Source organism: Bordetella tumbae, assembly GCF_054780995.1.
The window spans coordinates 37,119-46,088 of the sequence record NZ_BAAGVG010000027.1 but is presented as its reverse complement, the minus strand read 5'-3'; the positions used below and the strand labels follow the sequence as shown (position 1 = coordinate 46,088).

Annotated in this window: 19 protein-coding genes; all 19 read left to right on the top strand. The window is 58.5% G+C overall.

Translation table 11 applies throughout. From position 1 onward, the window contains the following. On the top strand, positions 1-66 hold a 66-nt coding region (locus tag ACYVI2_RS28925; RefSeq protein ID WP_199734358.1), incomplete at its 5' end, for an EF-Tu C-terminal domain-related protein. 71 nt (positions 67-137) lie between these two features. Further along, a complete protein-coding gene (gene rpsJ / locus ACYVI2_RS28920; RefSeq protein ID WP_012251770.1) occupies positions 138-449 on the top strand; it encodes a 30S ribosomal protein S10 in 312 nt (103 codons plus the stop codon). A gap of 382 nt (positions 450-831) precedes the next feature. Next, positions 832-1,521 (top strand): 50S ribosomal protein L3, encoded by a 690-nt coding sequence (gene rplC / locus ACYVI2_RS28915; RefSeq protein ID WP_415806903.1) that lies wholly within the window; start codon positions 832-834, stop codon positions 1,519-1,521. Positions 1,522-1,526: 5 nt separating this feature from the next. Beyond that, the gene (gene rplD, locus ACYVI2_RS28910; RefSeq protein ID WP_415821050.1) at positions 1,527-2,144 is read left to right on the top strand and encodes a 50S ribosomal protein L4; all 618 of its coding nucleotides are present in this window, start codon (positions 1,527-1,529) and stop codon (positions 2,142-2,144) included. Then, positions 2,141-2,437: a 50S ribosomal protein L23 gene (rplW, locus tag ACYVI2_RS28905; protein ID WP_094823931.1), complete on the top strand. Its 297-nt coding sequence runs from the start codon at positions 2,141-2,143 to the stop codon at positions 2,435-2,437. The genes rplD and rplW overlap by 4 nt, the downstream gene beginning before the upstream one ends. Continuing rightward, positions 2,438-3,265 (top strand): 50S ribosomal protein L2, encoded by an 828-nt coding sequence (rplB, locus tag ACYVI2_RS28900; protein ID WP_094823930.1) that lies wholly within the window; start codon positions 2,438-2,440, stop codon positions 3,263-3,265. Positions 3,266-3,277: 12 nt separating this feature from the next. After that, on the top strand, positions 3,278-3,553 hold the full coding sequence (rpsS, locus tag ACYVI2_RS28895) for a 30S ribosomal protein S19 (protein WP_415821051.1): 276 nt from the start codon (positions 3,278-3,280) through the stop codon (positions 3,551-3,553). A gap of 3 nt (positions 3,554-3,556) precedes the next feature. Then, complete coding sequence (gene rplV, locus ACYVI2_RS28890) at positions 3,557-3,886, top strand: 50S ribosomal protein L22 (RefSeq protein ID WP_066124713.1); 330 nt, start codon at positions 3,557-3,559, stop codon at positions 3,884-3,886. A gap of 9 nt (positions 3,887-3,895) precedes the next feature. After that, positions 3,896-4,687, top strand: coding sequence for a 30S ribosomal protein S3 (gene rpsC / locus ACYVI2_RS28885; protein ID WP_415806904.1), 792 nt, complete (start codon positions 3,896-3,898; stop codon positions 4,685-4,687). 2 nt (positions 4,688-4,689) lie between these two features. Continuing rightward, a complete protein-coding gene (gene rplP / locus ACYVI2_RS28880) occupies positions 4,690-5,106 on the top strand; it encodes a 50S ribosomal protein L16 (RefSeq protein WP_029579982.1) in 417 nt (138 codons plus the stop codon). A gap of 10 nt (positions 5,107-5,116) precedes the next feature. Next, positions 5,117-5,308: a 50S ribosomal protein L29 gene (gene rpmC / locus ACYVI2_RS28875; RefSeq protein WP_094823927.1), complete on the top strand. Its 192-nt coding sequence runs from the start codon at positions 5,117-5,119 to the stop codon at positions 5,306-5,308. 2 nt (positions 5,309-5,310) lie between these two features. Then, the gene (gene rpsQ / locus ACYVI2_RS28870; protein WP_094823926.1) at positions 5,311-5,592 is read left to right on the top strand and encodes a 30S ribosomal protein S17; all 282 of its coding nucleotides are present in this window, start codon (positions 5,311-5,313) and stop codon (positions 5,590-5,592) included. A gap of 468 nt (positions 5,593-6,060) precedes the next feature. Further along, positions 6,061-6,429 carry a 50S ribosomal protein L14 gene (rplN, locus tag ACYVI2_RS28865; RefSeq protein WP_003806916.1) on the top strand — a complete coding sequence of 123 codons (369 nt, stop codon included), beginning with the start codon at positions 6,061-6,063 and terminating at the stop codon, positions 6,427-6,429. 10 nt (positions 6,430-6,439) lie between these two features. After that, positions 6,440-6,760: a 50S ribosomal protein L24 gene (gene rplX / locus ACYVI2_RS28860; RefSeq protein ID WP_415821052.1), complete on the top strand. Its 321-nt coding sequence runs from the start codon at positions 6,440-6,442 to the stop codon at positions 6,758-6,760. Positions 6,761-6,772: 12 nt separating this feature from the next. Beyond that, positions 6,773-7,312 (top strand): 50S ribosomal protein L5, encoded by a 540-nt coding sequence (gene rplE, locus ACYVI2_RS28855; protein WP_094823924.1) that lies wholly within the window; start codon positions 6,773-6,775, stop codon positions 7,310-7,312. 12 nt (positions 7,313-7,324) lie between these two features. Continuing rightward, positions 7,325-7,630 carry a 30S ribosomal protein S14 gene (rpsN, locus tag ACYVI2_RS28850; RefSeq protein WP_415806905.1) on the top strand — a complete coding sequence of 102 codons (306 nt, stop codon included), beginning with the start codon at positions 7,325-7,327 and terminating at the stop codon, positions 7,628-7,630. 10 nt (positions 7,631-7,640) lie between these two features. Further along, the gene (rpsH, locus tag ACYVI2_RS28845) at positions 7,641-8,036 is read left to right on the top strand and encodes a 30S ribosomal protein S8 (protein ID WP_415821053.1); all 396 of its coding nucleotides are present in this window, start codon (positions 7,641-7,643) and stop codon (positions 8,034-8,036) included. Between the two features lie 12 nt (positions 8,037-8,048). Beyond that, positions 8,049-8,582, top strand: a complete 534-nt coding sequence (rplF, locus tag ACYVI2_RS28840; protein WP_415821055.1) for a 50S ribosomal protein L6 — start codon at positions 8,049-8,051, stop codon at positions 8,580-8,582. 21 nt (positions 8,583-8,603) lie between these two features. Beyond that, a complete protein-coding gene (gene rplR / locus ACYVI2_RS28835) occupies positions 8,604-8,969 on the top strand; it encodes a 50S ribosomal protein L18 (protein ID WP_094823921.1) in 366 nt (121 codons plus the stop codon). Position 8,970: the final 1 nt, after the last annotated feature.

Genomic DNA, 8,970 nt, shown 5'->3' with positions numbered 1-8,970 from the left:
CGCTTCGCTATCCGTGAAGGCGGCCGTACCGTCGGCGCTGGCGTCGTCGCCAAGATCATCGCCTAAGGCGACCCCCCACCAGCGAAGGCAGTACTATCCTCTGAACTGCCTTCGCTTTTCGTTCTTTAGGAAACACCATGAAAAACCAGAAGATCCGCATCCGCTTGAAAGCCTTTGACTACAAGCTGATCGATCAGTCTGCCGCCGAGATCGTCGACACCGCCAAGCGCACTGGCGCTGTGGTTCGTGGTCCGGTGCCCCTGCCCACGCGTATCCGTCGTTACGACGTGCTGCGTTCGCCTCACGTGAACAAGTCGTCGCGCGATCAGTTCGAAATCCGTACTCATCAGCGCCTGATGGACATCGTGGATCCCACCGACAAGACCGTGGACGCTCTGATGCGCCTGGATCTGCCGGCTGGTGTCGACGTGGAAATCGCACTGCAATAAGCTGTCTGGCCCTGTTGGGCTTGTGCCAGGTTTTCTACCTGGCATTGAAAATAGCCACATTCGTCGAGAGTGTGGCTTTTTTCTTTTGGGCATAGCGGTGATATGTGACCTTCGCCGCACAGCAATGCTGTTGCATAGATGCGCCAGAATTCCTCGCCTTCGCACGGCCATATGCGGCTAACTACTTGTGTTGCCAGGAAAAATCATGCTAATATGCGAAGCTTGCCATTTTGTGGCAACAGCAACCCTGGCCGCATGCTAGTGCAGTAGCAATAGCGCAGTAGTAAAGCACGCGGTTTTGGTTACTTGGCCCTGTAGGGTGAAAGCCTTTACCTTTCGCCTGATTAGCCCCGACCAATCGCAGTCGGGAATGGAGAAAACAATGTCGAATTCGACGCCCACGCCCGCCGCGCATCGGTTGGGTCTGGTGGGTCGCAAGGTCGGCATGACCCGCATTTTTACCGAGGAAGGTGAATCCATCCCGGTGACCGTGCTGGACGTGTCGAACAACCGTGTGACCCAGATCAAGTCTCTGGAAGCTGACGGCTACGCCGCAGTTCAAGTGGCTTATGGCACCCGTCGTGCCTCGCGTGTTGCCCAGCCTCAAACTGGTCACTACGCCAAAGCTGGCACCGAAGCCGGCAGCATCCTGAAAGAGTTCCGTCTGGATCCGGCCCGTCTGGCCGAGTTCACGCCGGGCGCCGTCATCGCTGTGGAATCGGTTTTCGAAGCCGGCCAGCAAGTCGATGTCACGGGTACCACCATCGGTAAGGGTTTCGCCGGTACGATCAAGCGCCACCACTTCGGTTCGCAGCGCGCGTCGCACGGTAACTCCCGTTCGCACCGTGTTCCGGGCTCGATCGGTCAGGCACAAGATCCGGGCCGTATTTTCCCGGGTAAGCGCATGTCTGGTCACTTGGGTGATGTTACCCGTACCGTTCAAAACCTCGACGTCGTGCGTGTTGACGCCGAACGCGGTCTGCTGTTGGTCAAGGGCGCTGTCCCCGGCCACGCTGGCGGCGATGTCGTCGTGCGTCCGGCCATCAAGGCGCCGGCCAAGAAGGGGGCGTAAGCAACATGGATCTCAAGCTCCTGAATGACCAAGGTGAAGCCGCGACGTTTAGCGCGCCTGACACCATTTTCGGTCGCGATTTCAACGAAGCGCTGGTTCACCAAGTCGTCGTGGCCTACCAGGCCAACGCTCGCAGCGGCAATCGTGCTCAGAAAGACCGTGCCGAAGTCAAGCACTCCACCAAGAAGCCCTGGCGTCAAAAGGGTACCGGCCGCGCTCGCGCTGGTATGACTTCGTCGCCGTTGTGGCGTGGGGGTGGTCGCACCTTCCCGAATTCGCCTGAAGAAAACTTCAGCCAAAAAGTCAACAAGAAGATGTATCGCGCGGGTATCCGTTCGATCCTGTCCCAGTTGGCTCGCGAAGACCGCATCGCTGTCGTCGATACGTTCGACCTCGAATCCCCCAAGACCAAGGTTGCAGTGTCCAAGCTGAAGACCCTGGGTCTGGATTCGGTGTTGATCATCACGGACAACGTTGATGAAAATGTTTACCTCGCCACCCGCAACCTGCCGCATGTTGCCGTGGTCGAGCCCCGTTATGCCGATCCGTTGTCGCTGATCCACTACAAAAAAGTGCTGATCACCAAGCCGGCCATCGCTCAACTCGAGGAGATGCTGGGATGAACGCCGAACGCTTGATGCAAGTCATCTTGGCTCCGGTGGTGACCGAAAAGGCCACCTTCGTTGCCGAAAAAAATCAGCAAGTCGCTTTCCGTGTCGTGGCTGACGCTACCAAACCGGAAATCAAGGCTGCCGTCGAACTGCTGTTCAAGGTGCAGGTCGAGTCCGTGCAGGTCCTCAACCGTAAGGGCAAAGTCAAGCGCTTTGGCCGTTTCATGGGCCGTCGTCGCACTGAGCGCAAGGCTTATGTTGCGCTCAAAGAAGGCCAGGAAATCGACTTTGCGGAGGTGAAGTAAATGGCCCTCGTCAAAGTAAAACCGACCTCGGCAGGCCGCCGTGGCATGGTGAAGGTTGTCAGCCCGAACCTGCACAAAGGCGCGCCGCACGCTGCGCTGCTCGAAAAGAAGACCCGTGGTTCTGGCCGTAACAACAACGGTCACATCACGATTCGTCATCGTGGCGGTGGTCACAAGCAGCACTACCGTATCGTCGACTTCCGTCGCAACAAAGATGGCATTCCGGCCAAGGTCGAACGCCTCGAGTACGACCCCAACCGTACGGCGCACATTGCTTTGCTGTGCTACGCCGACGGTGAGCGTCGCTACATCATTGCGCCGCGCGGTCTGGAAGTGGGTGCCACGCTGGTCTCGGGTATCGAAGCCCCGATCCGCGCCGGTAACACGCTGCCTATCCGTAACATCCCCGTGGGTACCACGATCCACTGCATCGAAATGATCCCCGGCAAGGGCGCCCAAATGGCGCGTTCGGCTGGCGCATCGGCGGTGTTGCTGGCCCGTGAAGGCACCTACGCTCAAGTGCGTCTGCGTTCGGGCGAAGTCCGTCGCGTTCACATTGAGTGCCGTGCCACCATCGGTGAAGTCGGTAACGAAGAACACAGCCTGCGCCAGATCGGCAAGGCCGGTGCAATGCGTTGGCGCGGTGTGCGTCCGACGGTTCGTGGTGTTGCCATGAACCCGGTGGATCACCCGCACGGTGGCGGCGAAGGCCGTACCGGCGAAGCACGCGAACCGGTCAGCCCGTGGGGCACGCCCTCGAAGGGTTTCAAGACCCGTCGCAACAAGCGGACGAACAATATGATCGTCCAACGGCGCAAGCGCAAGTAAGAGGCGAACACTATGTCACGTTCGATCAAGAAAGGCCCGTTTGTCGATGCTCACCTCGTCAAGAAGGTGGACAAGGCTATCGCGGGCAAAGACAAGAAGCCGATCAAGACCTGGTCGCGCCGTTCCACGATCCTGCCCGATTTCATCGGTCTCACGATCGCGGTGCACAACGGTCGCCAGCACGTTCCCGTTTATATCAACGAGAACATGGTCGGTCACAAGCTCGGCGAGTTCGCGCTGACCCGTACGTTCAAGGGCCACGCAGCGGACAAGAAGGCGAAGAGGTAAGCGATGGAAACTACTGCCATTATCCGTGGGGTTCACATCTCGGCCCAGAAAACCCGTCTGGTTGCGGACCTGATCCGCGGCAAGTCGGTTGCTCAGGCGCTGAATATCCTCACCTTTTCCCCCAAGAAGGCTGCCGGCATCCTGAAAAAGGCTGTCGAGTCTGCCATCGCCAATGCCGAACACAACGACGGCGCTGATATCGACGAATTGAAAGTCACCACGATTTTCGTCGACAAGGCGCAATCGATGAAGCGTTTCTCGGCTCGCGCCAAGGGCCGCGGTAACCGCATCGAGAAGCAGACCTGCCATATCACGGTCAAGGTCGGAGCCTAAGGAGTCACGATGGGTCAGAAAATTCACCCCACTGGGTTCCGTCTCGCGGTCACCCGTAATTGGTCTTCACGTTGGTTCGCAGACGACAAAGCTTTCGGCACTATGTTGGCCGAAGACATCCGCGTCCGCGAATACCTGAAGAAAAAGCTCAAGAGCGCTTCTGTTGGTCGCGTCATCATCGAGCGTCCCGCCAAGAATGCACGTATCACGGTTTACTCGGCTCGTCCGGGCGTCGTGATCGGCAAGCGCGGCGAAGACATCGAAAACCTGAAGGCTGATCTGCAGCGTCTGATGGGCGTGCCTGTGCACGTCAACATCGAGGAAATCCGCAAACCGGAAACCGACGCTCAGTTGATCGCTGATTCGATCTCGCAACAGCTCGAAAAGCGCATCATGTTCCGCCGTGCCATGAAGCGCGCCATGCAAAACGCCATGCGTTTGGGCGCCCAAGGCATCAAGATCATGAGCTCGGGCCGTCTGAACGGTATCGAAATCGCTCGCACCGAGTGGTACCGCGAAGGCCGTGTGCCGCTGCACACGCTGAAAGCCAATATCGACTACGGTACCTCCGAAGCCCACACCACCTACGGTGTGATCGGCATCAAGGTCTGGGTCTATAAGGGCGATATGCTGGCCAACGGCGAATTGCCGCCGGAAACCGCAGCCCCGCGTGAAGAAGAGCGCCGTCCGCGTCGCGCGCCGCGTGGCGATCGTCCTGGTGGCGATCGTCCGGGTCGTCCGGGTGGTCGTGGCCGTGGTCCCCGCAAGGCGGATGCGGCTCCGGCTCCTGAAGGAGAATAACCATGCTGCAACCCTCTCGCAGAAAGTATCGCAAAGAGCAGAAGGGCCGCAACACCGGTCTGGCCACGCGCGGCACGAACGTGTCGTTCGGCGAGTTCGGTCTGAAGGCCACCGGCCGTGGCCGTCTGACCGCCCGTCAGATCGAAGCCGCTCGTCGTGCTATCAACCGTCACATCAAGCGTGGCGGCCGTATCTGGATTCGTATTTTCCCGGATAAGCCGATCTCGCAAAAGCCTGCCGAAGTCCGGATGGGTAATGGTAAAGGTAACCCGGAGTACTGGGTTGCCGAGATCCAACCCGGCAAGGTGCTCTACGAAATGGAAGGGGTCAGCGAAGAGCTGGCGCGCGAGGCGTTCCGCCTGGCCGCTGCCAAGCTGCCGATCTCGACCACGTTCGTCGCGCGTCATATCGGTGCTTAAGGAGTACACAATGAAAGCTAGCGAACTCCGTTCGAAAGACGCCGCCGAGCTCACAACCGAGCTCGAGAGCCTGCTGAAGGCACAATTCGGTCTGCGCATGCAGAAAGCCACGCAGCAGCTTGGCAACACCACCCAGCTGCGCAATGTACGTCGCGACATCGCTCGCGTTCGTACCTTGCTGACCGAGAAGGCAGGGAAATAATTATGAGCGAAACTCAAACCACTCAAGTCGCCAAGCGCCAGCGTACGCTGGTCGGCAAGGTCGTCAGCAACAAGATGGACAAGACGGTCGTCGTTCTGGTCGAACGCCGCGTCAAGCACCCCATCTATGGCAAGATCGTCATGCGCTCTGCTAAATACAAAGCACACGACGAGTCGAACCAGTACAACGAAGGCGACACTGTCGAAATCGCTGAAGGTCGTCCGATCTCCCGCTCGAAGTCCTGGAGCGTGGTGCGCTTGATCGAAGCAGTCCGCATCATCTAATGATGCAAGCCAGGTGGGCGGGCAACCGGGACTCCCAGTTGTTCACCCTCATGGAAAAAAGCGGTGAGGATGCTTTTGTCCTTGCCGCTTTTTGTTGCAGGGCCGCCTCAAAAGAAAAACGCCCCCTCGGTGGCAGCAAGCCGAAGGCGCAGCGCCGGGGCTTTTTTTGCTGGTGTGGCGGTATTGCACACTTTTTACACAAAAGGCTTGCATCCAATCTGGGAGCGAGCTAGAATTACAGACTTTCCCGAGTTGCCTGTACCGGCGATGTGCTACAGCGTGATGGCTGAGGTAGGCCGATAAGGGTACCGGGGAAAGTATCCGCAGGATTTCAACCCAGGGTCGCTGCAGTGTTTTGAAGATGTCTTCAAGGCGTTCGGCGGACCTGACGGGACCAAAACTGGCAGGAATCGCGCTATCCCCTGGTCGGGAAATCGTAATTCCAGTTAAGTTGGAACAGGAAAAATCATGATCCAAATGCAGACCACGCTGGACGTGGCCGACAACACCGGTGCGCGCGCTGTTATGTGCATCAAGGTGCTCGGTGGCTCCAAGCGCCGTTATGCCGGTATCGGCGACATCATCAAGGTGAGCGTCAAAGATGCGGCTCCGCGCGGGCGCGTCAAAAAAGGCGAAATTTACAACGCCGTGGTGGTTCGCACCGCCAAGGGTGTGCGCCGCAAAGACGGTTCGCTGATCCGCTTCGGTGGCAATGCCGCCGTGTTGCTCAATGCCAAGCTGGAGCCCATCGGCACCCGCATCTTCGGACCCGTTACGCGCGAATTGCGTACCGAGCGTTTCATGAAGATCGTGTCGCTGGCCCCCGAAGTGCTGTAAGGAGCCCACGATGAACAACATCCGTAAAGGCGACGAAGTCATCGTCCTGACCGGCCGCGACAGAACCCGTCGTGGCACCGTGCTGGCTCGCGTTGATGCCGACCACGTTCTGGTCGAGGGCGTTAACGTCGTCAAAAAGCACGTCAAGGCCAATCCCATGGCCAACAACCCTGGCGGTATCGTCGAAAAGACCTTGCCGATCCATATTTCCAACGTGGCGCTGTTCAACCCGGCCACCGGCAAGGGCGATCGCGTCGGCGTGAAAGAAGTCGACGGCCGCAAGGTCCGCGTGTTCCGTTCCAATGGTGCCGTTGTCGGCGCCAAGGCGTAAGGGGCGACAGACATGTCTCGTTTGCAAGAACTCTACAAGAGCAAAGTTGCTCCTGACCTGAAAGAGAAATTTGGCTACAAGAGCCAAATGGAAGTGCCGCGCATCACCAAGGTCACCCTGAACATGGGTGTCTCGGAAGCGGTTGCTGACAAAAAGGTCATCGAGCACGCTGTTGCTGACCTCACGAAGATCGCCGGCCAAAAGCCCGTCATCACCAAGACCCGTAAGGCTATCGCCGGTTTCAAGATCCGCGAAAACTACCCGATCGGTTGCATGGTGACGTTGCGTGGCCAGCGCATGTACGAATTCCTGGATCGCCTGGTGGCGGTTGCGTTGCCTCGCGTGCGCGACTTCCGCGGTATTTCCGGTCGTGCATTCGACGGTCGCGGCAATTACAACATCGGGGTGAAAGAGCAGATCATTTTCCCCGAAATCGAGTACGACAAGATCGACGCGTTGCGTGGGCTGAACATCAGCATCACCACCACCGCCAAGACCGACGACGAAGCCAAGGCACTGTTGACCGCCTTCAGCTTCCCGTTCCGTAACTAAGGGGCTGATGACGTGGCTAAACTTTCCCTCATCAATCGCGATATCAAGCGCGCCAAGCTGGCTGACAAGTTCGCCGCTCGCCGTGTCGAATTGAAAGCGATCATCGACGACCAGTCGAAGACCGACGAAGAACGTTACCAAGCTCGGCTGAAGCTGCAACAACTGCCGCGCAATGCCAACCCGACTCGCCAGCGTAACCGCTGCGTGGTCACGGGTCGTCCGCGTGGTGTCTTCCGCAAGTTTGGGCTGACTCGCCACAAACTGCGTGAAATGGCGATGAAGGGTGAAATCCCCGGCATCACCAAGGCCAGCTGGTAGGAGAAAAAACATGAGCATGAGCGATCCCATCGCCGATATGCTGACTCGCATTCGCAATGCGCAGCAAGTTGACAAAATTACGGTGAGCATGCCCTCCTCGAAGCTGAAGGCGGCTATTGCCGCTGTGCTGCAGGATGAAGGCTACATCGACAGCTTTGAAGTCAAAGGCACGCAGGCTAAGCCTGAGTTGGAAATCACCCTGAAGTACTACGCTGGCCGTCCGGTTATCGAGCGCATCGAACGCGTTTCGCGCCCTGGTCTGCGTATCTACAAGGGCCGTAGCAGTATTCCTCAGGTCATGAACGGCCTGGGCGTGGCCATCGTTTCGACCTCGCGCGGCGTTATGACCGACCGCAAGGCCCGTGCAAACGGCGTCGGCGGCGAAGTCCTGTGCTACGTGGCCTAAGGAGAAATTCTAATGTCACGTATCGCTAAATATCCGGTAGACCTGCCCAAGGGTGTTGAAGCCAACATCCAACAGGATCAGATCACCGTCAAGGGCCCGTTGGGCACCTTGAGCCAAGAGCTGACCGGTCACGTTACGATTGGTCAAGACAACGGCAAGCTGACGTTCGTTGCTGCTGACGACTCGCGCCACGCTGGCGCCATGTCGGGCACCGTGCGCGCTCTGGTCGCCAACATGGTGACTGGCGTGAGCAAGGGCTTCGAGCGCAAGCTGACGCTGGTGGGTGTGGGTTATCGTGCCCAGATCCAAGGCGACGCTGTCAAGCTGCAGTTGGGCTTCTCGCACGACGTTGTGCATAAGCTGCCCGCTGGCATCAAGGCCGAGTGCCCCACCCAGACGGAAATCGTCATCAAGGGCTCCAACAAGCAAGTCGTCGGTCAAGTGGCCGCTGAAATCCGCGCTTATCGCGAACCCGAACCCTACAAGGGCAAGGGCGTGCGCTATGCGGACGAACGCGTCGTCATTAAAGAAACCAAGAAGAAATAACGGCGCACGCAAGGACGAATCATGGACAAAAAAGTTTCCCGTTTGCGTCGTGCGGTTCCGACCCGCCGGAAGATCACCGAGTTGCGCGTTCACCGCCTCTCGATTTTCCGCTCGAACCTGCACATCTACGCCAACATCATTTCGCCGGAAGGCGATCGCGTGCTGGTCAGCGCTTCGACGCTGGAACCCGAAGTGCGTGCGCAACTGGCCGGCCAAACCGGTCAGGGCGGCAACACCGCCGCTGCCACGCTGGTGGGCAAGCGCGTAGCCGAAAAGGCAAAGGCTGCCGGTATCGAACTGGTCGCTTTCGATCGCTCGGGCTTTCGTTACCATGGCCGCGTGAAAGCGCTGGCCGATGCCGCGCGTGAAGCCGGTCTGAAGTTCTAAG

Excerpts from the sequence above, each read along its gene's own strand:
- rpsJ (WP_012251770.1), top strand. The coding sequence starts at position 138 with ATGAAAAACCAGAAGATCCGCATCCGCTTGAAAGCCTTTGACTACAAG.
- rplC (WP_415806903.1), top strand. The coding sequence starts at position 832 with ATGTCGAATTCGACGCCCACGCCCGCCGCGCATCGGTTGGGTCTGGTG.
- rplD (WP_415821050.1), top strand. The coding sequence starts at position 1,527 with ATGGATCTCAAGCTCCTGAATGACCAAGGTGAAGCCGCGACGTTTAGC.
- rplW (WP_094823931.1), top strand. The coding sequence starts at position 2,141 with ATGAACGCCGAACGCTTGATGCAAGTCATCTTGGCTCCGGTGGTGACC.
- rplB (WP_094823930.1), top strand. The coding sequence starts at position 2,438 with ATGGCCCTCGTCAAAGTAAAACCGACCTCGGCAGGCCGCCGTGGCATG.
- rpsS (WP_415821051.1), top strand. The coding sequence starts at position 3,278 with ATGTCACGTTCGATCAAGAAAGGCCCGTTTGTCGATGCTCACCTCGTC.
- rplV (WP_066124713.1), top strand. The coding sequence starts at position 3,557 with ATGGAAACTACTGCCATTATCCGTGGGGTTCACATCTCGGCCCAGAAA.
- rpsC (WP_415806904.1), top strand. The coding sequence starts at position 3,896 with ATGGGTCAGAAAATTCACCCCACTGGGTTCCGTCTCGCGGTCACCCGT.
- rplP (WP_029579982.1), top strand. The coding sequence starts at position 4,690 with ATGCTGCAACCCTCTCGCAGAAAGTATCGCAAAGAGCAGAAGGGCCGC.
- rpmC (WP_094823927.1), top strand. The coding sequence starts at position 5,117 with ATGAAAGCTAGCGAACTCCGTTCGAAAGACGCCGCCGAGCTCACAACC.
- rpsQ (WP_094823926.1), top strand. The coding sequence starts at position 5,311 with ATGAGCGAAACTCAAACCACTCAAGTCGCCAAGCGCCAGCGTACGCTG.
- rplN (WP_003806916.1), top strand. The coding sequence starts at position 6,061 with ATGATCCAAATGCAGACCACGCTGGACGTGGCCGACAACACCGGTGCG.
- rplX (WP_415821052.1), top strand. The coding sequence starts at position 6,440 with ATGAACAACATCCGTAAAGGCGACGAAGTCATCGTCCTGACCGGCCGC.
- rplE (WP_094823924.1), top strand. The coding sequence starts at position 6,773 with ATGTCTCGTTTGCAAGAACTCTACAAGAGCAAAGTTGCTCCTGACCTG.
- rpsH (WP_415821053.1), top strand. The coding sequence starts at position 7,641 with ATGAGCATGAGCGATCCCATCGCCGATATGCTGACTCGCATTCGCAAT.
- rplF (WP_415821055.1), top strand. The coding sequence starts at position 8,049 with ATGTCACGTATCGCTAAATATCCGGTAGACCTGCCCAAGGGTGTTGAA.
- rplR (WP_094823921.1), top strand. The coding sequence starts at position 8,604 with ATGGACAAAAAAGTTTCCCGTTTGCGTCGTGCGGTTCCGACCCGCCGG.